The organism is Streptomyces sp. NPDC048352 (assembly GCF_040651895.1).
GTDB lineage: Bacteria > Actinomycetota > Actinomycetes > Streptomycetales > Streptomycetaceae > Streptomyces.
Genome location: NZ_JBEZKZ010000023.1, coordinates 47,666 through 72,681, shown reverse-complemented (window position 1 = coordinate 72,681; position 25,016 = coordinate 47,666). Strand labels below are relative to the sequence as shown.

Genomic DNA, 25,016 nt, shown 5'->3' with positions numbered 1-25,016 from the left:
TGGTCCCCTGCCCGCCCTTCCCCCGTTCCCCGGGGCTCCGCCCCGGACCCCGCGCCTCAAACGCCGACGAGGCTGGGTCTGCCTGCGCCGGACCCCAGCCGCCCCGTGGCCCCGCCGCGGCGTCGACGGACGGAGTCCGGCGCAGCGGGCCGAAGCCCGGGAAGCGCGCCGGCGCTGAGCGGTGCGAGGACCGCGTCAAGAGGGTCCGTACAGCCGTTCCAGGACGACCGCGATGCCGTCCGCCTCGTTCGACAGCGTCACCTCGTCGGCGACGGCGACCAGTTCGCGGTGGGCGTTCGCCATCGCCACCCCGTGCGCTGCCCACGCGAACATCGGGACGTCGTTCGGCATGTCGCCGAAGGCGATCGTCGACTCCGCCCCCACCCCCAGGGCCGACGCCGCCCGCGCGAGCCCACTGGCCTTGTCGATGCCCGGCGGCTGGAGTTCCACCGTGTGCTCCCCCGCCATCGTGACGTTCACCAGCTCCCCGACCACCGACCGCGCCACCCGCGTCAGTTCGTCGTCGTCCAGCCGCGGATGCTGGAGCAGCACCTTGTTGATCGGTGACGACCACAAGTCGCCCCGCCCCCGCACGCGGACCATCGGCAGGTGCGGGTGCGGCATCCGGTAGCCCGGCCCCACCAGCATCTCCGCGTCCACCCCCTCCTGGTTGACCGCCACGTACACCTCGCCGATCTCCGCCTCGATCTTGCCGAGGGCCACCTCGGCCAGGCCCCGGTCCATCGCGACGGAGTGCAGCAGGATTCCGCGCGCCGCGTCGTACACCTGCGCTCCCTGCCCGCACACCGCGAGCCCCGTGTAGCCGAGGTCGTCCAGGACGTGCCGGATCTGTGGGACCGGGCGGCCGGTGACGACGATGTGGCGGGCGCCGGCCGCGCGCGCCGTCGCGAGCGCCGCGCCGGAGCGGGGGGAGACGGTGTCACCGGCGCACAGCAGAGTCCCGTCCAGGTCGGTGGCGATCAAGGCATAGGGGAGGGCGGAAGTCACGGCGCCAAGGATACGGACCCCCTTGGACAAGTCCTACAAATAGCGCCCTAATCCGGCCTCCCACAGACCCCACACGCCACGTAACGTGTCAACCAGCCCCCGGGACACCCCCCGGCCCCCCTCGAAAGCGAGGCAGCACCCCATGCCCCAGCAGAGCCCCCTCGACGTCCCCGAGGGCGACCCGTTCGGGCCGCACAACCTCCCCTACGGCGTGTTCTCCACTCCGGCGGAGCCGCAGCGCCGCCGGGTCGGCGTGCGCCTCGGCGGGTACGTGCTCGACGCGGGGGCCGTCGCCGTCGCGCTCGGCTCCCCCTACGCCGGGGTCCTCGCCCAGGGTTCGCTCAACCCGCTGCTGGCCGCCGGCCGCACCGCCTGGCGCGACGTGCGCCGCGCGCTGACCGCCTGGGTCACCGACCCCGGGCACCGCGAGACGGTCGAGCCGCACCTGCTGCCGCTGGACGCCGTCGCGCTGCACCTGCCGTACGAGGTCGCGGACTACGTCGACTTCTACGCGAGCGAGCACCACGCCACCAACGTCGGACGGATCTTCCGCCCCGACGGGGACGCGCTCACCCCCAACTGGAAGCACCTGCCCATCGGTTACCACGGCCGCTCGGGCACGATCGTGGTCTCCGGGACGGACGTGGTGCGGCCTTCCGGGCAGCGCAAGGCCCCCGCCGACCCCGCGCCGGTCTTCGGTCCGTCGGTGAAGCTCGACATCGAGGCCGAGGTCGGCTTCGTCGTCGGCACCCCCTCGGAGCTGGGCCGTCCGGTCGCGCTCGGCGACTTCGAGGAGCACGTCTTCGGGCTGTTCCTCCTCAACGACTGGTCCGCGCGCGACATCCAGGCCTGGGAGTACGTACCGCTCGGCCCCTTCCTCGGCAAGTCCTTCGCCACCTCCGTCTCCGCCTGGGTGACCCCCCTGGAGGCCCTGGACGCGGCCCGCGTCGCGCCGCCCGCCCGGGACTTCCCGCTGCTGCCCTACCTCGACGACGCCGACGTCGACCGGCCCGGCGGCTTCGACCTGCGCATCACGGTCTCCGTCAACGGGCAGGAGGTCGCCCGGCCGCCGTTCGCCTCGATGTACTGGACCGCCGCCCAGCAGCTGGCCCACATGACCGTCAACGGCGCCTCCCTGCGCACCGGCGACGTGTTCGGCTCCGGCACGGTCAGCGGCCCCGAGGTCGACCAGCGCGGCTCGCTGCTGGAACTCACCTGGAACGGCCGCGACGCCATCGAGCTCGCCGACGGCAAGCGCACCTTCCTGGAGGACGGGGACACCGTCACCATCACCGCCTGGGCGCCGGGCGCCGACGGCACCCGCGTGGGCCTCGGCGAGGTCACCGGCCGCATCGCGGCCTCCCGGTAGACCGGAGACGGGGGCGGCGGGTCTCGCCGCCGCCCCCGGATACTCCGCCCGCGCCGCCTGAGTGGCGGGGGCCCGGGGCCGCGGTGACGCTGCTGGCATGGCCTCTCGTACCGCACAGCTCGCCCCCCTGGCCCTCGCGGCCACCGCCTCCCTCGCCCTGGGCGCCGCCCCCGCCGCACCGGCCTCCTCCCCGGCCGCGCCCGCCGCCCAACTGGCCGCGTCCTACCGCGCCACCGCCAAGTACCACCGGCACGAGGCGGCCGTCGCCGCCGGCTACGTCCCCGACCAGTACTGCGTCGTCAACCCGGGCGACGGCGGCGGGGCCCTCGGCTACCCGCACTTCAACCACGCCTACGACGGCTCCACCGACCCCCAGAAGCCCACCGCCCTGCTCTACGAGGGGGACGGCGCGGGGCACTGGCGCCTGGCCGGCCTCGAATGGATGGTCGTGGACCGCGACGGCCGCATCGACACCGACGACGACCGCCCCTCCCTGTTCGGGGAGCCGTTCCGCGGCCCGCTTCCCGCCCGCTACAAGGGCCAGAAGGTCCACTACTCGCTCCACCTGTGGCTGTGGAAGGACAACCCGTCCGGGCGGTTCGAGCCTTTCAACCCGTCGGTGACCTGCCGTCCCGGCACCACCAGGCCGCGCCCCGCCACGCCCTCCACCGCGTAGCGCGGCGCCGCCCCCCGTTCGGATCCCCGCCGCGTGCGGGGCCCCCGCCGTCCCGGGATGGTGGACGAAAGCCCCTCCGGGACCGGCCCCGAACACCAGGAGCTCCCATGTCCGTACCCCGCAGCCCCAAGGCCCTGCTGGCCTGCGCCGTCGCCGGCGCGTCCCTGCTCCTGGCCGCCCTGCCGCCGGCGCAGGCGGTGGAGGGCCCGGCGCCCGACCCCCGCAACCCGCAGGCGATGCGCGACATGGCCACGGCGATCGCGGTGACCGCGAAGTACGTCGACGAGCAGCAGGCCCTCAAGGACGGGTACGTCCCGCACGGCCAGGAGTGCATGACCAACCCGTTCGGGGTCGGCACGATGGGCTACCACTACGTCAAGGAGTCCAACTGGGGGTCCACGGACCCCGCCAGGCCGACCGCGCTCCTCTACAGCACCGCCAAGGACCGCCACGGCCGCCGCAAGCTCCAGACGGTGGAGTGGATGTCCGCCGACCGGGACCAGGACCTGAAGACCACCGACGACCGGCCCACCATGTTCGGGCTGCCCTTCGACGGCCCCATGCCCGGCCACTGGGCGGGCATGCCCAAGCACTACGACCTCCACATGTGGGCGTACCGGGAGAACCCGGCCGGCCGCTTCCACAACTGGAACCCCGGGCTGAGCTGCCCCCCGAAGGCCCCCGGCACGGCGGCCGCCACCCCGGCGGCCGCGTCGCACGCGCACGGGCACTAGGCACCGCCCGGACCGCCCCCGCACGGCGCAGGGCCCGGCCCCCCGAGGGGGCCGGGCCCTGGCGTCCGTACGGACCGGGTCAGCGGACGAAGGTGCTCGCCTGTCCCGCCAGGTCCAGGAAGTACTGCGGGGCCAGGCCGAGGACCAGGGTGACCGCGACGCCCACCGCGATGGTGGTCATGGTCAGCGGCGAGGGCACGGCCACCGTCGGGCCGTCGGCCTTCGGCTCGCTGAAGAACATGAGCACGATCACCCGGATGTAGAAGAACGCGGCGATCGCCGACGAGACGACACCGACCACCACCAGCGCCCCGGCGCCGCCCTCCGCAGCCGCCTTGAACACCGCGAACTTCCCGGCGAAGCCGGACGTCAGCGGGATGCCGGCGAAGGCCAGCAGGAACACCGCGAAGACGGCCGCGGTGAGCGGCGAGCGCCGCCCCAGCCCCGCCCACTTCGACAGGTGCGTCGCCTCGCCGCCCGCGTCGCGCACCAGCGTGACCACCGCGAAGGCACCGATGGTCACGAAGGAGTAGGCCGCCAGGTAGAAGAGGACGGACTTGACACCCTCCTCGGAGGTGGCGATCACACCGGCCAGGATGAAGCCGGCGTGCGCGATGGAGGAGTACGCCAGCAGCCGCTTCACGTCGGTCTGGGTCACGGCGATCACCGCTCCCGCGAGCATCGTGACGATCGCGATGCCCCACATCACCGGCCGCCAGTCCCACCGCAGCCCCGGCAGGACCACGTACAGCAGCCGCAGCAGCGCGCCGAAGGCGGCCACCTTGGTCGCCGCCGCCATGAAGCCGGTGACCGGGGTCGGGGCGCCCTGGTAGACGTCCGGGGTCCACATGTGGAAGGGGACCGCGCCGACCTTGAACAGCAGGCCCGTGAGGATGAGCGCGCCGCCGATGAGCAGCAGCGCGTCGTTGCCCATGGTGGACGCCAGCGCCGGGTCGATCCGGGTGACGGTGCCGTCCACCACGTCGGCGATGACCGCGTAGGAGACCGAGCCGGCGTAGCCGTAGAGCAGTGCGATGCCGAAGAGGAGGAACGCCGAGGAGAACGCGCCGAGCAGGAAGTACTTGACGGCGGCCTCCTGCGACATCAGCCGCTGGCGGCGGGCGAGGGCGCAGAGCAGGTACAGCGGGAGGGAGAAGACCTCCAGGGCGACGAACAGCGTCAGCAGGTCGTCGGCGGCCGGGAAGATCAGCATGCCGGAGACCGCGAACAGGGCGAGCGGGAACACCTCGGTGGTGGTGAAACCGGCCTTGACGGCGGCCTTCTCGCTGTCGCTGCCCGGGACGGACGCGGCCTGGGCGGCGAAGGAGTCCACCCGCTTGCCGTGCGCCATCGGGTCGAGGCGGCGCTCGGCGAAGGTGAACACCGCGACGAGGGAGGCGAGCAGGATGGTGCCCTGGAGGAAGAGCGCCGGGCCGTCCACCGCGATGGCGCCCATGGCCGCGATGTGCGCCTTGGTGCTCCCGTACCCGCCGGCCGCGAGGCCGACGACCGCCGCGAAGGCCGAGGCCAGGGCGGCGACGGCGAGGAACACCTGGACGTAGTAGCGGGACCTGCGCGGGACGAAGGCCTCGACGAGGACGCCGAGGACGGCCGCGCCCACCACGATCAGCGTGGGCGCGAGCTGCGCGTACTCGATGTGCGGGGCCGGGATCCGGTCGGCCGGTCCGTTGGCCGCCAGCGTCAGCAGGCTCTGGGATGCGATCACTTGGCCGCCTCCACGTTCTGGATGGACAGCTCGGGCTTCGGGTCCGTCTGCTTCACGTCCGACATGGTGTGCTCCACCGCCGGGTTGACGATGTCGGTGAGCACCTTGGGGTAGACGCCCAGCCCGATCAGCAGGGCGATCAGCGGGGCGACCACCAGCAGTTCCCGTGCGCGCAGGTCCGGCATGGCGCGGACCCCCTCCTTGACGGGGCCGGTCATGGTGCGCTGGTAGAGGACCAGCGTGTACAGGGCGGCCAGCACGATCCCGATGGTGGCGATGATGCCGATGACCGGGTAGCGGGCGAAGGTGCCGACCAGGACCAGGAACTCGCTGACGAAGGGGGCGAGGCCCGGCAGGGACAGGGTGGCGAGGCCGCCGATCAGGAAGGTGCCGGCGAGGACCGGGGCGACCTTCTGCACGCCGCCGTAGTCGGCGATGAGCCGCGAGCCGCGCCGGGAGATCAGGAAGCCGGCGACCAGCATCAGCGCCGCCGTGGAGATCCCGTGGTTGACCATGTAGAGCGTGGCGCCCGACTGGCCCTGGGAGGTCATCGCGAAGATGCCCAGGATGATGAAGCCGAAGTGGGAGATCGACGCGTAGGCGATCAGCCGCTTGATGTCCCGCTGGCCGACCGCGAGCAGCGCGCCGTAGACGATGCTGATCAGGGCCAGGACGAGGATCGCCGGGGTGGCCCACTTGCTGGCCTCGGGGAAGAGCCCGAGGCAGAAGCGGAGCATCGCGAAGGTGCCGACCTTGTCGACGATCGCGGTGATCAGGACCGCGACCGGGGCGGTGGCCTCGCCCATCGCGTTGGGCAGCCAGGTGTGCAGCGGCCACAGCGGGGCCTTCACCGCGAAGGCGAAGAAGAAGCCGAGGAAGAGCAGCCGCTCGGTGTTGGTGGCCATGTCGAGCGTGCCCGCGGCGCGGGCGGCGGTGATCTCCTGGAGCGAGAAGTTCCCGGCGACCACGTACAGCCCGATGACGGCGGCCAGCATGATCAGGCCGCCGGCCAGGTTGTAGAGGAGGAACTTGACGGCCGCGTACGAGCGCTGCGCGGCGGCGTTCTCGTCCGTTCCGGCGTGCGCCCGGTCCCCGAAGCCGCCGATGAGGAAGTACATCGGGATGAGCATGGCTTCGAAGAAGATGTAGAAGAGGAAGACGTCGGTGGCCTCGAAGGAGATCACCACCATCGCCTCGACCAGCAGGATCAGGGCGAAGAAGCCCTGGGTGGGCCGCCAGCGGGAGGAGGCGGTCTCCAGGGGGTCGGCGTCGTGCCAGCCGGCCAGGATCACGAAGGGGATCAGCAGGGCGGTGAGCGCGATGAGCGCCACGCCGATGCCGTCGACGCCCAGTTCGTAGCGGACGCCGAAGTCGGCGATCCAGGCGTGGGACTCGGTGAGCTGGTAGCGCTTGCCACCGGGCTCGAAGCGGACCGCGACCAGCACGGCCAGGGCCAGTGTGGCCAGCGAGAAGAGCAGCGCGAGCCATTTGGCGACGGTCCTGCGGGCGGCCGGGACGGCCGCCGTCAGGACCGCGCCGGCCGCGGGGACCACGGCCGTCACCGTCAGAAGCGGGAAACTCATTTCACACCGCCCTCATCAGCAGGGTCGCGGCGATCAGGATCGCCGTGCCCCCGAACATCGAGACCGCGTAGCTGCGGGCGTAGCCGTTCTGCAGCTTGCGCAGCCGGCCCGAGAGTCCGCCGACCGAGGCGGCCGTGCCGTTGACCACTCCGTCGACGAGGCTGTGGTCGACGTACACCAGGGAGCGGGTCAGGTGCTCTCCGCCCCGTACGAGGACCACGTGGTTGAAGTCGTCCTGGAACAGGTCCCGTCGGGCCGCCCGGGTGAGGAACGAGCCGCGCGGGGCGACGACGGGGACGGGCCGGCGGCCGTACACGGCCCAGGCGAGGGCCACGCCGACGACCAGGACCACCATGGTGGAGGCGGTCACCGCCATGGCGCTGACCGGTGGGTGGCCGTGCTCGTACCCGGTGACGGGCTCCAGCCAGTTCAGGAAGCGCTCGCCGATCTCGAAGAAGCCGCCCGCGAAGACCGAGCCGAAGGCCAGCACGATCATGGGGATGGTCATGGACTTCGGCGACTCGTGCGGGTGGGGCATCCGTCCCGCCCGGTGCTCGGCGGCCGGTTCGGCGCTCGGCGTCCCGTCGGCGTCGGGCGCGGGCTGCCAGCGCTTCTCGCCGAAGAAGGTGAGGAGCATGACCCGGGTCATGTAGAAGGCGGTGATGCCGGCGCCCAGCAGGGCGACTCCGCCGAGGATCCAGCCCTGGGTGCCGCCCTTGGCGAAGGCCGCCTCGATGATCATGTCCTTGGAGAAGAAGCCGGACAGGCCGGGGAAGCCGATGATCGCGAGGTACCCGAGGCCGAAGGTGACGAAGGTGACCGGCATGTAGGTGCGCAGGCCGCCGTACTTGCGCATGTCGACCTCGTCGTTCATCCCGTGCATGACGGAGCCCGCGCCGAGGAAGAGGCCGGCCTTGAAGAAGCCGTGCGTCACCAGGTGCATGATCGCGAAGACGTAGCCGACCGGGCCGAGGCCGGCGGCGAGGATCATGTAGCCGATCTGCGACATCGTGGAGCCGGCGAGGGCCTTCTTGATGTCGTCCTTCGCGCAACCGACGATCGCACCGAAGAGCAGGGTCACCGCGCCGACGACGGTGGTGACGAGCTGCGCGTCCGGCGCCCCGTCGAAGATCACGCCCGAGCGGACGATCAGGTAGACGCCCGCGGTGACCATGGTGGCGGCGTGGATGAGGGCGGAGACCGGGGTCGGGCCCTCCATCGCGTCACCGAGCCAGGACTGCAGCGGGACCTGCGCCGACTTGCCGCAGGCCGCCAGCAGCAGCATCAGGCCGATCGCGGTCAGCCTGCCCTCCGAGGCGTCGCCCGCGGAGGCGAACACCGGCCCGAAGGCGAACGTCCCGAAGGTGGTGAACATCAGCATGATCGCGATCGACAGGCCGATGTCGCCGACCCGGTTGACCAGGAAGGCCTTCTTCGCGGCGGTGGCCGCGCTGGGCTTGTGCTGCCAGAAGCCGATCAGGAGGTACGAGGCGAGGCCGACGCCCTCCCAGCCGAAGTACAGCAGCAGGTAGTTGTCGGCGAGGACGAGCAGCAGCATCGCCGCGACGAACAGGTTGAGGTAGCCGAAGAAGCGGCGGCGGCGCTCGTCGTGCTCCATGTACCCGATCGAGTACACGTGGATGAGCGTGCCCACCCCGGAGATCAGCAGGACGAAGGTCATCGACAGCTGGTCCAGCTGGAAGGCGATGTCCGCCTGGAAGCCCTCCACCGGCACCCAGCTGAACAGGTGCTGGGCCAGGGTCCGGTCCTCGGCGCCGCGCCCGAGCATGCCGGCGAACAGGACGACGCCGATGCCGAACGAGACGGCCGCGAGCAGGGTGCCGATCCAGTGGCCGGCCTTGTCGAGGCGCCGGCCGCCGCACAGCAGCACCACCGCTCCGAGCAGGGGCGCCGCCACCAGCAGCGCAATCAGATTCTCCACTGTGAACGCCCCTTACAGCTTCATCAGGCTGGCGTCGTCGACCGAGGCCGAGTGGCGGGTACGGAACAGCGACACGATGATCGCGAGGCCCACCACGACCTCCGCGGCGGCGACGACCATCGTGAAGAACGCGATGATCTGGCCGTCGAGGTTGCCGTGCATCCGGGAGAAGGTGACGAAGGCGAGGTTGCAGGCGTTGAGCATCAGCTCGACGCACATGAACAGCACGATCGCGTTCTTCCGGATGAGTACGCCGGCCGCGCCGATGGTGAACAGCAGGGCGGCCAGGTACAGGTAGTTGACCGGATTCACTTCGAGGCCTCCTCTCGGCCGAGGCGCTCCGCGGAGCGGTGCTCCAGCGCCTTGAGGTCGTCCAGGGCCTGTCCGGAGACGTCCCGGACCTGGCCGCGGGCGCGCAGCGTCTTGTTCACGGTCAGCTCGGACGGGGTGCCGTCGGGCAGCAGGCCGGCGACGTCCACCGCGTTGTGCCGGGCGTAGACGCCGGGGGCCGGCAGCGGCGGGAGCTGCACGCCCTCGCGGACGCGCTTCTCGGCGAGTTCGCGCTGGGTGGCGGCCCGCTCGGTGCGCTCGCGGTGGGTGAGCACCATGGCGCCGACGGCCGCCGTGATCAGCAGTGCGCCGGTGATCTCGAAGGCGAAGATGTAGCGGGTGAAGATCAGTTCGGCGAGGCCCTCGACGTGCCCGGCGGAGTTGACCCGGCCGAGCCCGTTGAAGTGGCCGAGCCCCGCGTTGCCGATGCCGGCGATCAGCAGGACGCCGAAGCCGAGCCCGCACAGGGCGGCCAGCCAGCGCTGCCCCTTGAGGGTCTCCTTCAGCGAGTCGGCCGCCGTGACGCCGACGAGCATGACCACGAAGAGGAACAGCATCATGATGGCGCCGGTGTAGACGACGACCTGGACCACGCCCAGGAAGTACGCCCCGTTGGCGAGGTAGAAGACCGCCAGGACGATCATCGTCCCGGCCAGGCACAGGGCGCTGTGCACGGCCTTCTTCATCAGGATGGTGCACAGCGCGCCGATGACGGCGACCGTGCCGAGCACCCAGAACTGCACGGCCTCACCGGTGGAGGTCGAGGTGGCGGCCGCGGCGATGGCGCTCATGCCCCGACCCCCTCGGTCGTGCCGGCGGGGGCGTCGGCGGGGGCGTCGGCCGGGGCCGTCTCCCCCTTGGAGACGGCCACCTGCCGGACCGTGCCCGGGGCGGCGCCCGTCACCAGCCCGCGGTAGTAGTCCTGCTCGTCGGTGCCCGGGAAGATGGAGTGCGGGGTCTCGACCATGCCCTCGGTCAGCCCCGCGAGGAGCTGCTCCTTGGTGTAGATCAGGGACTCCCGGCTGGAGTCGGCCAGTTCGAACTCGTTGGTCATCGTCAGCGCCCGCGTCGGGCACGCCTCGATGCACAGGCCGCACAGGATGCAGCGGGCGTAGTTGATCTGGTAGACCCGCCCGTACCGCTCGCCCGGGGAGTAGCGCTCCTCCTCGGTGTTGTCCGCGCCCTCCACGTAGATCGCGTCGGCGGGACAGGCCCAGGCGCACAGTTCGCACCCGATGCACTTCTCCAGGCCGTCGGGGTGGCGGTTGAGCTGGTGCCGTCCGTGGAAGCGCGGAGCGGTGGTCTTCGGCTGCTCCGGGTACTGCTCGGTGAGCCGCTTCTTGAACATGGCCTTGAAGGTTACGCCGAAGCCGGCCACCGGGTTCTGCCACTTGTCGCCCTCTGCGTCAGGCATGGTCAGCACCCTCCTCTCGGTCACTGTCGGTGTTCGCCCCGCCGCTGACCATCAGCTCCCGCTCGCCGCGGGGACGTCGGCGCGGTACGGGGGCCAGGTGCTGGCCGGGCTTGGGCGGTACGGGGAAGCCGCCGGCCATCGCGTCGAAGGGCTCGGCCGCGGCGGCCTTCCCGGCCTCGGCGGCGGCCGCCTTCTCCCGCTTGTCCCGGAAGTGGTCCGCGACGGAGGAGACCAGCAGGACCGCGATGACCGCGCCCCCGACGTACAGGACGATCTCGCTGAAGTCGTAGCGCTCGTTGCGCAGCGCCCGGACGGTGGCGACCAGCATCAGCCAGACGACGGAGACCGGGATCAGGACCTTCCAGCCGAGCTTCATCAGCTGGTCGTAGCGCACGCGCGGGAGCGTGCCGCGCAGCCAGATGAAGAAGAACAGCAGCAGCTGGACCTTGATGACGAACCACAGCAGCGGCCACCAGCCGTGGTTGGCGCCCTCCCAGTACGTGGAGATCGGCGCCGGGGCCCGCCAGCCGCCCAGGAAGAGGGTGACGGACACCGCCGAGACGGTGACCATGTTGACGTACTCGGCCAGCATGAACAGCGCGAACTTGATGGAGGAGTACTCGGTGTTGAAGCCGCCGACGAGGTCGCCCTCGGACTCCGGCATGTCGAAGGGGGCGCGGTTCGTCTCGCCGACCATCGTGACGACGTAGATGATGAAGGACACCGGCAGGAGCACGATGTACCAGCGGTCCGCCTGCGCCTCCACGATCGCCGAGGTCGACATCGACCCGGAGTAGAGGAACACCGAGGCGAAGGCCGCGCCCATCGCGATCTCGTACGAGATCATCTGTGCGCAGGAGCGCAGGCCGCCGAGCAGCGGGTAGGTGGAGCCGGAGGACCAGCCGGCGAGGACGATGCCGTAGATGCCGACCGAGGCGACCGCGAGGACGTAGAGCATCGCGATCGGGAGGTCCGTCAGCTGCATCGTGGTGCGCTGGCCGAAGATCGACACCTCGTTGCCGGAGGGGCCGAAGGGGATCACCGCGATGGCCATGAAGGCCGGGATCGCCGCGATGATCGGGGCCAGGACGTACACCACCTTGTCGGCCCGCTTGACGACGACGTCTTCCTTCAGCATCAGCTTCACGCCGTCGGCGAGCGACTGGAGCATGCCCCAGGGGCCGTGCCGGTTGGGGCCGATGCGCAGCTGCATCCAGGCGACGACCTTGCGCTCCCACACGATGGAGAAGAGCACCGTCACCATCAGGAAGGCGAAGCAGAACACCGCCTTGACGAGGACGAGCCACCAGACGTCCCTGCCGAACAGGGTGAGGTCCTCGGCGGCCAGGATGTGCGGCTGCGCCGCGAACGGGGCGAGGTGGGTCACGGTCGTACCTCCGCGTCGGCCGCAGGGCCGGCCCCGGCCGGGCCGATCCGTACGAGGGTTCCGGGGCGGGCGCCGGTGTCGGCGAGGACTCCGGAGCCGGTGGAGTTCAGCGGGAGCCACACCACCCGGTCGGGCATCTCGGTGATCCGCAGCGGGAGTTCCGCCACGCCCGCCGGGCCGGTGACGGCGAGGACGTCGCCGTCCTTGACGCCGGTCTCGGCGGCGGTGGCGGCCGAGAGCCGGGCGGCGGCCTCGTGCCGGGTGCCGGCCAGGGCGTCGTCGCCCTCCTGGAGCCGGCCCAGGTCGAGCAGCAGCCGGTGCCCGGCGAGGACGGCCTCGCCCGCGCCGGGGCGGGGCAGCGGCTCGGGGGCGGTGGACCGCTCGGGCGCCAGCTCCCCCTCCCAGGGGCCGAGCCGCGCCAGCTCCCTGCGTACGGCGTGTACGTCGGGCAGCGCGAGGGGCCGGTCGGCGGCGTCGGCGAGCATGTGCAGCACGCGGGCGTCGGCGGGGGCGAGGCGGCGGGTCATCTGGTCGGGTTTGAGGGCGGCCTCGAACGGGCGGACCCGGCCCTCCCAGTTGATGAACGTCCCGGCCTTCTCGGCGACGGCGGCGACCGGCAGGACCACGTCCGCGCGGTCGGTGACCTCCCCGGGCCGCAGCTCCAGGGAGACCACGAAGGCCTCCTCCAGGGCGGTGCGGGCGCGGGCCGGGTCCGGCAGGTCGGCGACCTCGACGCCCGCGACCAGCAGGGCGGACAGCTCCCCGGTGGCGGCGGCCTCGACGATCTGCCCCGTGTCGCGGCCGTAGCGGTGCGGGAGTTCCTCCAGCCCCCAGGCCGCGGCGACCTCCTCGCGGGCCCGCGGGTCGGTGGCGGGGCGCCCGCCCGGCAGCAGCGACGGCAGCGCGCCCGCCTCGACGGCGGCCCGCTCCCCGGCCCGGCGCGGGATCCACACCAGGCGGGCCCCGGTCGCGGTGGCCGTGCGGACGGCGGCGGTCAGCGCGCCGGGCACGCCGGCCAGGCGCTCTCCGGCGACGATGACCGCGCCCGGCCGGCGCAGCGCCTCCGCGGCCTCGGAGCCGCCCGCCTCCAGGCCGGTGCGGGTGGCCAGTGCGTCGAGCCACTCGGGCTCGGTCCCGGGGGCGGCGGCCAGCAGGGTGCCGCCCGCCTTGGCGAGGCCGCGGGTGGCGAAGGGGGCGAGGGCGAAGGTCTGCTGCTTGTGCCTGCGGTGGGCCTTGCGCAGCCGCAGGAAGACCCCGGGGGCCTCCTCCTCGGCCTCGATGCCGACGAGGAGCACGGCGGGGGCCGCCTCCAGCGAGGAGTACGTGACGCCCGTCCCTCCCCCAGCCTTCGGCCGGGAGGTGCCCCCAAGGTCCTTTCCGGTGCCGGCCACGGCGGCGGCCAGGAACTCGGTCTCCTCGGCGCTGTGCACCCGGGCCCGGAAGTCGATGTCGTTGGTGCCGAGCACCACCCGGGCGAACTTGGCGTAGGCGTAGGCGTCCTCGACGGTGAGCCGGCCGCCGGTCAGCACCCCGGCCCGCCCGCGGGCGGCGGTGAGCCCACGGGCCGCCGCCTCCAGCGCCTCGGGCCAGCTCGCGGGCGCCAGCACCCCGTCCGCGCCGCGGACCAGGGGCGTGGTCAGCCGGTCGGGGCGCTGCGCGTAGCGGAACGCGAAGCGGCCCTTGTCGCAGATCCACTCCTCGTTGACCTCGGGGTCCTCGGCGGCGAGGCGGCGCAGCACCTTGCCGCGCCGGTGGTCGGTGCGGGTCGCGCAGCCGCCCGCGCAGTGCTCGCACACGCTGGGGGAGGAGACGAGGTCGAAGGGGCGGGAGCGGAACCGGTAGGCGGCCGAGGTGAGGGCGCCGACCGGGCAGATCTGGATGGTGTTGCCGGAGAAGTACGACTCGAAGGGGTCGCCCTCGCCGGTGCCGACCTGCTGGAGCGCGCCGCGTTCCAGCAGTTCGATCATCGGGTCGCCGGCGATCTCGTTGGAGAAGCGGGTGCAGCGCGCGCACAGCACGCACCGCTCGCGGTCCAGCAGCACCTGGGTGGAGATCGGGACGGGCTTCTCGTAGGTGCGCTTCTTGCCCTCGAAACGCGATGCGGCGTTGCCGTGCGACATCGCCTGGTTCTGCAGCGGGCACTCGCCGCCCTTGTCGCAGACGGGACAGTCCAGCGGGTGGTTGATGAGCAGCAGCTCCATCACCCCGCGCTGGGCCTTGTCGGCGGCCTCGGAGGTCAGCTGGGTCTTGACGACCATGCCGTCGGTGCAGGTGATGGTGCAGGAGGCCATCGGCTTGCGCTGGCCCTCGACCTCGACGATGCACTGGCGGCAGGCACCGGCCGGGGGGAGGAGGGGGTGGTCGCAGAACCGGGGGATCTCGATGCCGAGCTGTTCGGCGGCCCGGATGACGAGGGTGCCCTTGGGGACGGACAGTTCGATGCCGTCGATGGTCAGGGAGACCAGGTCCTGCGGCGGCTTCGCGGCCTCGCCGCCGCCGGCGGGGGCACTGGTGGCGACGGTCATGCGTTCACCTCGGAGTTCTTGGCCGGACCGTCAGCCCAGAGGGTCGACTTCCTGGGGTCGAAGGGGCAGCCCTTGCCGGTGATGTGCTGCTCGTACTCCGCGCGGAAGTACTTCAGCGAGGAGAAGATCGGGCTGGCCGCGCCGTCGCCGAGCGCGCAGAACGACTTGCCGTTGATGTTGTCGGCGATGTCGTTCAGCTTGTCGAGGTCGGACAGGACGCCCTGGCCGGCCTCGATGTCGCGCAGCAGCTGGACCAGCCAGTACGTGCCCTCGCGGCACGGGGTGCACTTGCCGCAGGACTCGTGGGCGTAGAACTCGGTCCAGCGGGTGACGGCGCGCACCACGCAGGTGGTCTCGTCGAAGCACTGGAGCGCCTTGGTGCCGAGCATCGATCCGGCGGCGCCGACGCCCTCGTAGTCGAGCGGGACGTCCAGGTGCTCGTCGGTGAACATCGGCGTGGAGGAGCCGCCCGGGGTCCAGAACTTCAGCCGGTGCCCGGGGCGCATCCCGCCGCTCATGTCGAGGAGCTGGCGCAGGGTGATGCCGAGCGGGGCCTCGTACTGGCCGGGGCCCGCGACGTGCCCGGAGAGCGAGTAGAGGGTGAAGCCGGGGGACTTCTCCGTCCCCATCGCCTTGAACCAGTCCTTGCCCTTGTTGAGGATCGCGGGAACCGAGGCGATGGACTCGACGTTGTTGACGACAGTGGGGCACGCGTAGAGCCCCTCGACAGCGGGGAAGGGGGGACGCAGCCGGGGCTGACCGCGCCGGCCTTCGAGGGAGTCGAGCAGTGCCGTCTCCTCGCCGCAGATGTACGCGCCCGCTCCCGCGTGCACCGTGATGTCGAGGTTGCGCCCGCTGCCGGCGATGTCCTTGCCGAGGTATCCGGCCGCGTACGCCTCGCGCACCGCCTCGTGCAGGCGCCGCAGGACCGGGACCGTCTCCCCGCGCAGGTAGATGAAGGCGTGCTCCGACCGGATCGCGTAACAGGCGATGATCATTCCCTCGATGAGGGAGTGCGGATTGGCGAAGAGGAGGGGGATGTCCTTGCAGGTTCCCGGCTCCGACTCGTCCGCGTTCACCACGAGGTAGTGCGGCTTGCCGTCGCCCTGCGGGATGAACTGCCACTTCATCCCGGTGGGGAAGCCCGCGCCGCCGCGTCCGCGCAGACCGGAGTCCTTGACGTACGCGATCACCTCGTCCGGGGTCATCGCGAGGGCCTTGCGCAGGCCTTCGTAGCCCTCGTGGCGCCGGTAGGTCTCCAGCGTCCAGGACTCGGGCTCGTCCCAGAACGCCGACAGGACGGGTGCGAGGAGCTTCTCCGGGCTCCCTCCCCCAGCCTTCGGCTGGGAGGGGCCCCCATGACTTTCCTTGGATGACACCGTCATCACTCCCCTCCCTCGGTGGTGACCTCGCCGCGCGGGTGCACGATCGGGGCGTGCGGGGATTCACCGCGGGCGATGCGCAGGCCGATCAGGGAGGCGGGGCCCGCCCCGCCGCTCGCGCCGACCGCGCCCTCGCGCTCGTCGGGGAAGCCCGCCAGGATCCGGGCGGTCTCCTTGTACGTGCACAGCGGCGCGCCCCGGGTCGGCTCGACCGGGCGGCCCGCCAGCAGGTCGTCGACGAGGGCCTTGGCGGACTGGGGGGTCTGGTTGTCGAAGAACTCCCAGTTGACCATCACCACGGGTGCGTAGTCGCAGGCCGCGTTGCACTCGATGTGCTCCAGCGTCACCTTGCCGTCGGCGGTGGTCTCGTTGTTGCCGACCCCCAGGTGCTCCTTGAGCTCGTCGAAGATGGCGTCGCCGCCCATCACCGCGCACAGGGTGTTCGTACAGACGCCGACCTGGTAGTCCCCGGAGGGGCGGCGCCGGTACATCGTGTAGAAGGTGGCGACCGCGGTGACCTCGGCGGTGGTCAGGCCCAGCACCTCGGCGCAGAAGCGGATGCCGGTGCGCGAGACGTAGCCCTCCTCGGACTGGGTCAGGTGCAGCAGCGGCAGCAGCGCGGAGCGGCTGTCGGGGTAGCGGGCGATGATCTCCTTCGCGTCCGCTTCGAGCCGCTCGCGCACGGCGGCCGGGAAGTCGGGGGCGGGAAGCTGCGGCATGCCCAATGAGATGTCGGTCATCGGTCGACGCCTCCCATCACGGGGTCGATGGAGGCGACGGCCACGATGACGTCGGCGACCTGGCCGCCCTCGCACATCGCGGCCATGGCCTGGAGGTTGGTGAAGGACGGGTCGCGGAAGTGGACCCGGTAGGGGCGGGTGCCGCCGTCGGAGACGACGTGCACGCCGAGCTCGCCCTTGGGTGACTCGACGGCCGCGTACGCCTGGCCGGCCGGTACCCGGAAGCCCTCGGTCACCAGCTTGAAGTGGTGGATGAGGGCCTCCATGGAGGTGCCCATGATGTTCTTGATGTGGTCGAGCGAGTTACCGAGGCCGTCGGGGCCCATGGCGAGCTGCGCCGGCCAGGCGATCTTCTTGTCGGCGACCATCACCGGGCCCGGCTCCAGCCGGTCCAGGCACTGCTCGACGATCCGCAGCGACTGGCGCATCTCCTCCAGGCGGACCAGGAAGCGCCCGTAGGAGTCGCAGCTCTCGGTGGTGGGGACGTCGAACTCGTACGTCTCGTAGCCGCAGTACGGGTCCGCCTTGCGCAGGTCGTGCGGCAGCCCGGCCGAGCGCAGGATCGGGCCGGTGGCGCCGAGCGCCATGCAGCCGGTGAGGTCGAGGTAGCCGACGTCCTGCATGCGGGCCTTGAAGATGGGGTTGCCGGTGGCGAGCTTGTCGTACTCCGGCAGGTTCTTCTTCATCGTCTTGACGAACTCGCGCAGCTGGTCGACCGCGCCCGGGGGCAGGTCCTGGGCGAGGCCGCCGGGGCGGACGAAGGCGTGGTTCATACGCAGGCCGGTGATCAGCTCGAAGACGTCGAGGATCAGCTCGCGGTCCCGGAAGCCGTAGATCATGATCGTGGTCGCGCCCAGCTCCATGCCGCCGGTGGCGATGCACACCAGGTGCGAGGAGAGCCGGTTGAGCTCCATCAGCAGGACGCGGATGACGGTGGCGCGGTCGGGGACCTGGTCGGTGATGCCGAGCAGCTTCTCGACGCCGAGGCAGTAGGCCGTCTCGTTGAAGAACGGCGTCAGGTAGTCCATGCGCGTCACGAAGGTGGTGCCCTGCGTCCAGTTCCGGAATTCGAGGTTCTTCTCGATGCCGGTGTGCAGGTAGCCGATGCCGCAGCGGGCCTCGGTGACCGTCTCGCCGTCGATCTCCAGGATCAGGCGGAGCACTCCGTGGGTGGACGGGTGCTGGGGTCCCATGTTGACGACGATGCGCTCGTCGTCGGCGCGGGACGCCGACCGGACGATCTCGTCCCAGTCGCCGCCGGTGACGGTGTAGACGGCGCCTTCGGTCGTCTCGCGCGCGGAGGCGTGGTCTTCCGCGTGGTTCGGGGTGGGGGACATCAGCTGTACGACCTCCGCTGGTCGGGAGCCGGGATCTGGGCGCCCTTGTACTCGACGGGGATCCCGCCGAGCGGGTAGTCCTTGCGCTGGGGGAAGCCCTGCCAGTCGTCCGGCATCATGATCCGGGTGAGGGCCGGGTGGCCGTCGAAGACCAGGCCGAAGAAGTCGTACGCCTCGCGCTCGTGCCAGTCGTTGGTCGGGTAGACCGTGACGAGCGAGGGCAGGTGCGGGTCGGCGTCCGGGACGGACACCTCCAGCCGCAGGATCCGGCCGTGGGTGAGCGAGCGCAGGTGGTAGACGGCGTGCAGCTCGCGGCCCTTGTCGCCGGGGAAGTGCACCCCCGAGACGCCGGTGCAGAGCTCGAAGCGCAGGGCGGGATCGTCGCGCAGGGTGGAGGCGACCCGCACCAGGTGCTCGCGGGCGATGTGGAGGGTCAGCTCCCCCCGGTCGACGACGGTCTTCTCGATCGCGTGCTGCGGGAGCAGGTCCTGCTCCTCCAGGGCGCCCTCCAGCTCGTCGACGACCTCGTCGAAGTACGAACCGTAGGGGCGGCCGGTCGCGCCGGGCAGTGCCACGGTGCGCACCAGGCCGCCGTAGCCGCTGGTGTCGCCGTCGCCGCGGCTGCCGAACATGCCCTTGCGGACGCCGATCACCTCGGGCCCGGAGCCGGGCCGGGGAGCGGGGACGTTGTTGCCGTTCTCGACGGCCGGGTCGTCGCTCACCGAAGGAGCCCCTTCATCTCGATGGTGGGGAGGGCCTTGAGGGCGGCCTCCTCCGCCTCGCGCGCCGCCTCTTCCCGGTTCACGCCGAGCTTCGAGCCCTGGATCTTCTGGTGGAGCTTGAGGATCGCGTCCATCAGCATCTCGGGGCGGGGCGGGCAGCCGGGCAGGTAGATGTCCACCGGGACGATGTGGTCGACGCCCTGGACGATCGCGTAGTTGTTGAACATTCCGCCCGACGAGGCGCACACGCCCATGGAGATGACCCACTTCGGGGCGGGCATCTGGTCGTAGACCTGGCGCAGCACCGGCGCCATCTTCTGGCTGACGCGTCCCGCCACGATCATCAGGTCGGCCTGGCGCGGGGAGCCGCGGAAGACCTCCATGCCGAAGCGGGCCAGGTCGTAGCGGCCGGCGCCGGTGGTCATCATCTCGATGGCGCAGCACGCCAGGCCGAAGGTGGCCGGGAAGACGGATGCCTTGCGCACCCAGCCCGCGGCCTGTTCGACGGTGGTGAGCAGAAAGCCGCTCGGCAGCTTCTCTTCCAGTCCCATGGGAATTCAGCCCCTCAGTCCCATTCCAGGCCGCCGCGGCGCCACACGTAGGCGTAGGCGACGAAGACGGTGAGCACGAAGAGCAGCATCTCGACGAGCCCGAAGATCCCCAGGGCGTCGAAGGTGACGGCCCAGGGGTAGAGGAAGACGATCTCGATGTCGAAGACGATGAAGAGCATCGCCGTCAGGTAGTACTTGATGGGGAAGCGTCCGCCGCCGGCGGGCACGGGGGTGGGCTCGATGCCGCACTCGTAGGCTTCGAGCTTCGCCCGGTTGTACCGTTTTGGGCCGATCAGCGTGGCCATGACCACGGAGAAGATCGCAAACCCTGCGCCGATGGCGCCGAGCACGAGGATGGGTGCGTACGCATTCACGCTCCTCGCTCCTTCCAGTCGTCCTTGACCGTTGGACCGCTGCGCCGGCGCCGCGTGCCCCGCCCCCTCGAAGGCCACCCCCTCGAACAGGGGCCGATCGCATGTGAGGCAGTTCACAAGCCGGACTGGTGCGCATCTTATGCCCGCCGGTCTGTGATCTGCGACACGGGTTGCAACACCGGGTTTGTGATCTCCACCACCCGGCGAACGATCATGAAGCCCAATGAGTGGTGATCTTCATACTCAAGGCATCCACATGATCACCAAAGGTGACATCCGGCCCCGTAGGCGCAGGTGGAAGGCGTGGCGCTCTATCAAATGATGGGCAGTGCAGGCAAATTGGCGAAGCGGTGTCCGAACTGGTAAGGGGATGCGCGTCCCTCGGTCGGGGGAGGAGCCCGGTACGGGAGTGGACGCGGTGACCGGGATTCGCCGCCGACGGGAACCGGGCGGAGATCCTGTGCATCCGTTCACGAACCGCACGGCGGCTTCACGGCGGGATCACGGACCGGTCACAGCGCCCTCACGGCGACGGGCGACTGTGACCTGCGACACACCGAACGGGGGTCGCCGAAAGGGGGCTTGGCCATCTGTACAGGTGGATGGTAGGCCGTGGATCAATTCGGACTTATTACTGAAAGCCCATGATCACAGCCTTGTGAAAGCGTGTCCGTTACGTCCGTTACGGCGTCAATAAGAGGCGTCGCGCGCCCGGTTAGCGGCCCTCGCGCGCAACTGTGGCGCAGACCACGTTTCTTGAAGGAAACCCGGCACCCCTGATAGCGGTTGTCCCATGTCCCACACCGCTCACATACCCAGCCACCGGAAGCCCCGCCGCAGCGCCTCGAAGCTCGCGGTCCGCGCCGGAGTTGCCGGTGGCGTCCTCAGCACCCTGGCCATGGCCGGAACCGCGAGCGCGTCGCCGTCCGAGCCCGTGGCCGAGACGACGCTCGAGATGCCGGTCCTCGACCTGGACCTCGGCGCCGAAGTCTCCAACGCCGTCAACACGGCCGCGGAGAACACCCGCGTCGCCGCCGTCGAGGCCGCCGTCACCGGCGAGCTGAACGCCCAGGAGGAGAGCGCCCGCACGGGTGCCGCCGCCGAGGCGAAGCAGGCGAAGGAAGACGCCACCAAGGCCGCCGAGCTCAAGGCGAAGCAGGAGGCCGACCGCAAGGCCGAGGCCGAGCGCGCGGGCCGCGGCACCGACCGCACCTCCCTGACCACCGCCTCCGCCTCCGACGACGGCGGTTCCTCCGTCGCCAAGGGCTCGGGCAGCGGCTCCACCGCCTCGAAGCCGGCCACCGGCTCGGCGGCCGCCATCGTGAACTTCGCCCGCGCCCAGATCGGCAAGGCCTACGTGATGGGCGCCACCGGCCCCTCCGCGTACGACTGCTCGGGCCTCGTCCAGGCCGCCTACCGCCAGGCGGGCATCACCCTGGACCGCGTCTCGCAGGACCAGTCCATGGCCGGCCGCTCGGTCTCGCTGAGCAACCTGCAGCCCGGCGACATCCTGTACTGGGGCGCCAAGGGCAGCGCCTGGCACGTCGCCATCTACGTGGGCGGCGGCAAGTTCGTCGGTGCGCAGAACCCGAGCACCGGCATCGTCGAGCGCAACCTGAGCTACGACATGCCGACGGGCGCCGTCCGCGTCCTCTGACCGCGGCGTTCCCCGATCTCGACGGTCCCCGTGTCGCACGGTCCCTGAAGGTCCGGCACTCCCCCTCCCCCGGCTACCGCTGGGAGGTACCCCCAGGGGGCGGAGTGCCGGGCCTTCGGCATGCTGGGAAAATGGCCGCTGCGCGCGGCCGTTCGAACCGATCAGCCCTGGAGGTGGTGGTCCGTGAGCAGACCGTCCTACGAGGGCCGCGGCGAGGAGGACCACCGCGACGAGGACCGGCTCGCCGGCGACCGCACCGCCGTCCCGGCCGCCCTCGGGCTGGGGCTCCTCTCGGTCGGCGGCTGGCTGCTGACCACCACCCGCCCGTGGCACAAACCGGGCAATCCCCTGACGCTGGGCCTCGGCTGGACCGTCTCCGGCGCGCTGCTGCTGTCCGGGCTCGTCCTGCTGGCCCGCTGCGTCCGCACCGTCCACGGCGGCCCCGGGGCGGCCGGGGCGGCCGTACGGGGGCCTGGGAGCGGCGGGAACGACTGAGCCGCCCCCGGAGACCCGGGAGCGGCTCACAGGCGCCGCAGAGCGCCCTGGCGGGCCCGCTCAGGCCTTCGGGGCCACCTTCGAGAGGCCGTTGATGATGCGGTCCATCGCGTCGCCGCCCGTCGGGTCGGTCAGGTTCGCCAGCATCTTCAGCGTGAAGCGCATCAGCACCGGGTGCGTCAGGCCCCGCTGCGCGGCCACCTTCATGACCTTCGGGTTGCCGATCAGCTTCACGAAGGCACGGCCCAGCGTGTAGTAGCCGCCGTAGGTCTCCTTGAGCACCTTCGGGTAGCTGTGCAGGGCCAGCTCGCGCTGCGCCGGGGTGGCGCGGGCGTGCGCCTGCACGATCACCTCGGCCGCGATCTGCCCGGACTCCATCGCGTAGGCGATGCCCTCGCCGTTGAACGGGTTGACGAGCCCGCCCGCGTCACCGACGAGCAGCAGCCCCTTGGTGTAGTGCGGCTGCCGGTTGAAGGCCATCGGCAGCGCCGCACCGCGGATCGGGTGCGTCATGTTCTCCGGGGTGTAGCCCCAGTCCTCCGGCATGGACGCGCACCAGGCCTTGAGGACCTCGCGCCAGTCCAGCTCCTTGAAGGCGGAGGAGGAGTTGAGGATGCCGAGGCCGACGTTCGACGTGCCGTCGCCCATGCCGAAGATCCAGCCGTAGCCGGGCAGCAGCCGGTCCTGCGGACCGCGCCGGTCCCACAGCTCCAGCCAGGACTCCAGGTAGTCGTCGTCGTGCCGGGGCGAGGTGAAGTACGTGCGCACCGCGACGCCCATCGGGCGGTCCTCGCGCCGGTGCAGGCCCATCGCCAGGGACAGGCGCGAGGAGTTGCCGTCGGCCGCGACGACCAGCGGGGCGTGGAAGGTGACGGGCGTCTTCTCCTCGCCGAGCTTCGCCTGCACGCCCGTGATGTGCCCGGTACGGGGGTCGCGCACGGGCTCGCCGACGTTGCAGCGCTCGTACAGCCGGGCGCCGGCCTTCTGCGCCTGGCGGGCCAGGGTCTCGTCGAAGTCGTCACGCTTGCGGACGAGTCCGTAGTCCGGGTAGGAGGCGAGCTCCGGCCAGTCCAGCTGGAGCCGCTGCCCGCCGCCGATGATGCGCAGGCCCTTGTTGCGGAGCCAGCCGGCCTCTTCGGAGACGTCGATGCCCATGGCGACCAGCTGCTTGGTGGCACGCGGGGTCAGACCGTCGCCGCACACCTTCTCGCGCGGGAACGCCGTCTTCTCCAGGAGCAGGACGTCCAGGCCGGCCTTGGCGAGGTAGTGGGCGGTGGTGGAACCGGCGGGCCCGGCGCCGACGACGATCACGTCCGCGGAGTGCTCGGAGAGAGGCTCGGTCACTGCGGGGTCTCCCGAAGGCTCGATAAGGGGTGCCCAACGGCACGGGACATGACGCAGTCTATGCAGCGGCGCGGACCCGCCCGGGGCCGGTCCGCGGGCTAGAAGACGCTGAGGCCCGTCAGGGTCGTGAAGCGGTCCAGCGCCGCCACCCCCGCCACCGAGTTGCCCCGGGCGTCCAGGCCCGGGCTCCACACCGCGAGGGTGCACCGGCCCGGGACCACCGCGATGATGCCGCCGCCCACGCCGCTCTTGCCCGGGAGGCCCACGCGGTAGGCGAACTCGCCCGCCGCGTCGTACGTACCGCAGGTGAGCATCACCGCGTTGACCTGCTTCGCCTCGCTGCGCGTCAGCAGGCGCGAGCCGTCCGCGCGCAGGCCGTGCCGGGCCAGGAAACGGCCGGCCAGGGCGAGGTCGGCGCAGCTCATCTCGATGGAGCACTGCCAGAAGTAGTGCTCCAGCAGCGCCGGCACCGGGTTGTCGATGTTGCCGTACGCGGCCATGAAGTGGGCCACCGCCGCGTTGCGGTCGCCGTGTTCCTGCTCGGAGGCGGCCACCTCCGGGTCGAAGCCGATGCCCGGGTTGCCGCTCTCCTGCCGCAGGAAGTCCAGGAGCTCGCTGCTCGCGTCACCGGTCAGCGTCTGGAGCCGGTCGGTGACGACGAGCGCGCCCGCGTTGATGAACGGGTTGCGGGGGATGCCGTTCTCGTACTCCAGCTGCACCAGGGAGTTGAACGGGTTGCCCGACGGCTCCCGGCCCACGCGCTCCCACAGGCCGTCGCCGCCCTCCGCGAGGGCGAGGGCCAGCGCGAAGACCTTCGTCACGGACTGGGCGGAGAAGGGCGTGCGCCAGTCGCCGACCCCGAAGACGTTGCCGTCGAGGTCCGCCACCGCCATGCCGAACTGCCGCGCGTCGACCTTGGCCAGCGCCGGGATGTACTCGGCCGGCGTCCCGCTGCCCACGAGCGGGGAGACGTCGGCCGCGACCCGCTCCAGCAGCCCCTGGTAGTCCATGCAGGGTTACGCCTTGACCCCGCGGTGCAGCGCCACGATGCCGCCGCTCAGGTTCCGCCAGGCCACCTTCGACCAGCCGGCCTTCTGCAGCAGGGCCGCCAGCGCCGGCTGGTCGGGCCACGCGCGGATGGACTCGGCGAGGTACACGTACGCGTCCGGGTTGGAGGAGACCGCCCGGGCGACCGGCGGCAGGGCGCGCATCAGGTACTCGGTGTAGACGGTCCGGAAGGGGGCCCAGGTGGGCTGCGAGAACTCGCTGATCACGACCTGGCCGCCGGGCTTGGTCACCCGGTACATCTCGCGCAGCGCGCCCTCCGTGTCCTGGACGTTGCGCAGTCCGAAGGAGATCGTCACCGTGTCGAAGACGTCGTCCCCGAAGGGGAGCCGGGTCGCGTCGCCCGCCGTCAGCGGCAGCCACGGGTTGCGCTTCTTGCCCTCGCGCAGCATGCCGAGGGAGAAGTCGCAGGGGACGACGTACGCGCCGGTCGCGGCGTACGGCAGGGACGAGGTGGCGGTGCCGGCGGCCAGGTCGAGCACCTTCTGGCCGGGGCGGGCGGCGACCGCCCTGGCGGCCTCCTTGCGCCACAGGCGCGCCTGGCCGAGGGACAGGACGTCGTTGGTGAGGTCGTAGTTCGCGGCCACCCCGTCGAACATGGAGGCGACTTCGTGCGGCTGCTTGTCCAGGGAAGCCCTTGTCACTGGCGTTGGCC

Annotated in this window: 23 protein-coding genes; 5 read left to right on the top strand and 18 right to left on the bottom strand. The window is 71.4% G+C overall.

Features of this window, described 5'->3' with window-relative positions:
• Positions 1 to 195: 195 nt before the first annotated feature.
• Complete coding sequence (locus AB0D45_RS15030) at positions 196 to 1,008, bottom strand: HAD family hydrolase (protein WP_361603066.1); 813 nt, start codon at positions 1,006 to 1,008, stop codon at positions 196 to 198.
• Positions 1,009 to 1,150: 142 nt separating this feature from the next.
• Between AB0D45_RS15030 and fahA the strand changes: the two genes are divergently transcribed.
• The 3 genes from fahA (at position 1,151) to AB0D45_RS15015 (ending at position 3,787) form a co-directional block, all read left to right on the top strand.
• Positions 1,151 to 2,377 (top strand): fumarylacetoacetase, encoded by a 1,227-nt coding sequence (gene fahA / locus AB0D45_RS15025; RefSeq protein ID WP_362458701.1) that lies wholly within the window; start codon positions 1,151 to 1,153, stop codon positions 2,375 to 2,377.
• A gap of 97 nt (positions 2,378 to 2,474) precedes the next feature.
• Positions 2,475 to 3,053: a hypothetical protein gene (locus tag AB0D45_RS15020; RefSeq protein ID WP_361603060.1), complete on the top strand. Its 579-nt coding sequence runs from the start codon at positions 2,475 to 2,477 to the stop codon at positions 3,051 to 3,053.
• Between the two features lie 107 nt (positions 3,054 to 3,160).
• The gene (locus AB0D45_RS15015) at positions 3,161 to 3,787 is read left to right on the top strand and encodes a hypothetical protein (protein WP_362458698.1); all 627 of its coding nucleotides are present in this window, start codon (positions 3,161 to 3,163) and stop codon (positions 3,785 to 3,787) included.
• A gap of 79 nt (positions 3,788 to 3,866) precedes the next feature.
• On the opposite strand, the gene nuoN is transcribed toward AB0D45_RS15015, so the two are convergent.
• The 14 genes from nuoN to AB0D45_RS14945 are packed head-to-tail and all read right to left on the bottom strand — an operon-like array spanning position 3,867 to position 19,800.
• A complete protein-coding gene (gene nuoN / locus AB0D45_RS15010) occupies positions 3,867 to 5,486 on the bottom strand; it encodes an NADH-quinone oxidoreductase subunit NuoN (protein ID WP_362458734.1) in 1,620 nt (539 codons plus the stop codon).
• 23 nt (positions 5,487 to 5,509) lie between these two features.
• Entirely contained in the window at positions 5,510 to 7,096 is a 1,587-nt protein-coding gene (locus AB0D45_RS15005) for an NADH-quinone oxidoreductase subunit M (RefSeq protein ID WP_361603051.1), read from the bottom strand.
• A 1-nt stretch (position 7,097) separates the two neighbouring features.
• Positions 7,098 to 9,038, bottom strand: a complete 1,941-nt coding sequence (gene nuoL, locus AB0D45_RS15000; RefSeq protein WP_362458695.1) for an NADH-quinone oxidoreductase subunit L — start codon at positions 9,036 to 9,038, stop codon at positions 7,098 to 7,100.
• A 12-nt stretch (positions 9,039 to 9,050) separates the two neighbouring features.
• Entirely contained in the window at positions 9,051 to 9,350 is a 300-nt protein-coding gene (nuoK, locus tag AB0D45_RS14995; protein WP_007265827.1) for an NADH-quinone oxidoreductase subunit NuoK, read from the bottom strand.
• Positions 9,347 to 10,159, bottom strand: coding sequence for an NADH-quinone oxidoreductase subunit J (locus AB0D45_RS14990; RefSeq protein WP_362458692.1), 813 nt, complete (start codon positions 10,157 to 10,159; stop codon positions 9,347 to 9,349). Before AB0D45_RS14990 ends, nuoK begins: the two co-directional genes overlap by 4 nt.
• On the bottom strand, positions 10,156 to 10,782 hold the full coding sequence (gene nuoI, locus AB0D45_RS14985) for an NADH-quinone oxidoreductase subunit NuoI (RefSeq protein WP_362458690.1): 627 nt from the start codon (positions 10,780 to 10,782) through the stop codon (positions 10,156 to 10,158). The genes AB0D45_RS14990 and nuoI overlap by 4 nt, the downstream gene beginning before the upstream one ends.
• The gene (nuoH, locus tag AB0D45_RS14980; RefSeq protein WP_361603039.1) at positions 10,775 to 12,169 is read right to left on the bottom strand and encodes an NADH-quinone oxidoreductase subunit NuoH; all 1,395 of its coding nucleotides are present in this window, start codon (positions 12,167 to 12,169) and stop codon (positions 10,775 to 10,777) included. Before nuoH ends, nuoI begins: the two co-directional genes overlap by 8 nt.
• On the bottom strand, positions 12,166 to 14,694 hold the full coding sequence (locus tag AB0D45_RS14975) for an NADH-quinone oxidoreductase subunit G (RefSeq protein WP_362458687.1): 2,529 nt from the start codon (positions 14,692 to 14,694) through the stop codon (positions 12,166 to 12,168). The genes nuoH and AB0D45_RS14975 overlap by 4 nt, the downstream gene beginning before the upstream one ends.
• Positions 14,691 to 16,079 (bottom strand): NADH-quinone oxidoreductase subunit NuoF, encoded by a 1,389-nt coding sequence (gene nuoF / locus AB0D45_RS14970; RefSeq protein WP_361603033.1) that lies wholly within the window; start codon positions 16,077 to 16,079, stop codon positions 14,691 to 14,693. The genes AB0D45_RS14975 and nuoF overlap by 4 nt, the downstream gene beginning before the upstream one ends.
• Positions 16,079 to 16,816, bottom strand: a complete 738-nt coding sequence (gene nuoE, locus AB0D45_RS14965) for an NADH-quinone oxidoreductase subunit NuoE (protein WP_361603030.1) — start codon at positions 16,814 to 16,816, stop codon at positions 16,079 to 16,081. The genes nuoF and nuoE overlap by 1 nt, the downstream gene beginning before the upstream one ends.
• On the bottom strand, positions 16,813 to 18,153 hold the full coding sequence (locus AB0D45_RS14960) for an NADH-quinone oxidoreductase subunit D (RefSeq protein WP_361603027.1): 1,341 nt from the start codon (positions 18,151 to 18,153) through the stop codon (positions 16,813 to 16,815). Before AB0D45_RS14960 ends, nuoE begins: the two co-directional genes overlap by 4 nt.
• Positions 18,153 to 18,875 (bottom strand): NADH-quinone oxidoreductase subunit C, encoded by a 723-nt coding sequence (locus AB0D45_RS14955; RefSeq protein ID WP_362458683.1) that lies wholly within the window; start codon positions 18,873 to 18,875, stop codon positions 18,153 to 18,155. The genes AB0D45_RS14960 and AB0D45_RS14955 overlap by 1 nt, the downstream gene beginning before the upstream one ends.
• Positions 18,872 to 19,426: an NADH-quinone oxidoreductase subunit B gene (locus AB0D45_RS14950; protein WP_045946776.1), complete on the bottom strand. Its 555-nt coding sequence runs from the start codon at positions 19,424 to 19,426 to the stop codon at positions 18,872 to 18,874. Before AB0D45_RS14950 ends, AB0D45_RS14955 begins: the two co-directional genes overlap by 4 nt.
• 14 nt (positions 19,427 to 19,440) lie before the next feature.
• The gene (locus AB0D45_RS14945; RefSeq protein ID WP_361603020.1) at positions 19,441 to 19,800 is read right to left on the bottom strand and encodes an NADH-quinone oxidoreductase subunit A; all 360 of its coding nucleotides are present in this window, start codon (positions 19,798 to 19,800) and stop codon (positions 19,441 to 19,443) included.
• A 793-nt stretch (positions 19,801 to 20,593) separates the two neighbouring features.
• On the opposite strand from AB0D45_RS14945, the gene AB0D45_RS14940 reads away from it, so the two are divergent.
• Together AB0D45_RS14940 and AB0D45_RS14935 are read left to right on the top strand one after the other, a co-directional pair.
• Positions 20,594 to 21,457, top strand: a complete 864-nt coding sequence (locus tag AB0D45_RS14940) for an NlpC/P60 family protein (protein ID WP_361603017.1) — start codon at positions 20,594 to 20,596, stop codon at positions 21,455 to 21,457.
• Positions 21,458 to 21,640: 183 nt separating this feature from the next.
• Entirely contained in the window at positions 21,641 to 21,952 is a 312-nt protein-coding gene (locus AB0D45_RS14935) for a hypothetical protein (RefSeq protein ID WP_362458679.1), read from the top strand.
• Between the two features lie 60 nt (positions 21,953 to 22,012).
• Here AB0D45_RS14935 and AB0D45_RS14930 read toward each other — a convergent pair whose 3' ends face one another.
• The 3 genes from AB0D45_RS14930 to AB0D45_RS14920 form a co-directional block, all read right to left on the bottom strand.
• Positions 22,013 to 23,296, bottom strand: coding sequence for a geranylgeranyl reductase family protein (locus tag AB0D45_RS14930; protein WP_361603011.1), 1,284 nt, complete (start codon positions 23,294 to 23,296; stop codon positions 22,013 to 22,015).
• 98 nt (positions 23,297 to 23,394) lie between these two features.
• Positions 23,395 to 24,306: a glutaminase gene (locus AB0D45_RS14925; RefSeq protein WP_361603008.1), complete on the bottom strand. Its 912-nt coding sequence runs from the start codon at positions 24,304 to 24,306 to the stop codon at positions 23,395 to 23,397.
• 6 nt (positions 24,307 to 24,312) lie between these two features.
• Complete coding sequence (locus AB0D45_RS14920; protein WP_361603005.1) at positions 24,313 to 25,005, bottom strand: demethylmenaquinone methyltransferase; 693 nt, start codon at positions 25,003 to 25,005, stop codon at positions 24,313 to 24,315.
• Between the last annotated feature and the right edge of the window lie 11 nt (positions 25,006 to 25,016).

Coding starts and splice junctions, on each gene's coding strand:
- fahA (WP_362458701.1), top strand. CDS start 1,151: ATGCCCCAGCAGAGCCCCCTCGACGTCCCCGAGGGCGACCCGTTCGGG.
- AB0D45_RS14950 (WP_045946776.1), bottom strand. CDS start 19,426: ATGGGACTGGAAGAGAAGCTGCCGAGCGGCTTTCTGCTCACCACCGTC.
- AB0D45_RS15020 (WP_361603060.1), top strand. CDS start 2,475: ATGGCCTCTCGTACCGCACAGCTCGCCCCCCTGGCCCTCGCGGCCACC.
- AB0D45_RS14990 (WP_362458692.1), bottom strand. CDS start 10,159: ATGAGCGCCATCGCCGCGGCCGCCACCTCGACCTCCACCGGTGAGGCC.
- AB0D45_RS15015 (WP_362458698.1), top strand. CDS start 3,161: ATGTCCGTACCCCGCAGCCCCAAGGCCCTGCTGGCCTGCGCCGTCGCC.
- nuoE (WP_361603030.1), bottom strand. CDS start 16,816: ATGACCGACATCTCATTGGGCATGCCGCAGCTTCCCGCCCCCGACTTC.
- AB0D45_RS14960 (WP_361603027.1), bottom strand. CDS start 18,153: ATGTCCCCCACCCCGAACCACGCGGAAGACCACGCCTCCGCGCGCGAG.
- AB0D45_RS14940 (WP_361603017.1), top strand. CDS start 20,594: ATGTCCCACACCGCTCACATACCCAGCCACCGGAAGCCCCGCCGCAGC.
- AB0D45_RS15005 (WP_361603051.1), bottom strand. CDS start 7,096: ATGAGTTTCCCGCTTCTGACGGTGACGGCCGTGGTCCCCGCGGCCGGC.
- nuoF (WP_361603033.1), bottom strand. CDS start 16,079: ATGACGGTGTCATCCAAGGAAAGTCATGGGGGCCCCTCCCAGCCGAAG.
- AB0D45_RS14925 (WP_361603008.1), bottom strand. CDS start 24,306: ATGGACTACCAGGGGCTGCTGGAGCGGGTCGCGGCCGACGTCTCCCCG.
- AB0D45_RS14975 (WP_362458687.1), bottom strand. CDS start 14,694: ATGACCGTCGCCACCAGTGCCCCCGCCGGCGGCGGCGAGGCCGCGAAG.
- nuoI (WP_362458690.1), bottom strand. CDS start 10,782: ATGCCTGACGCAGAGGGCGACAAGTGGCAGAACCCGGTGGCCGGCTTC.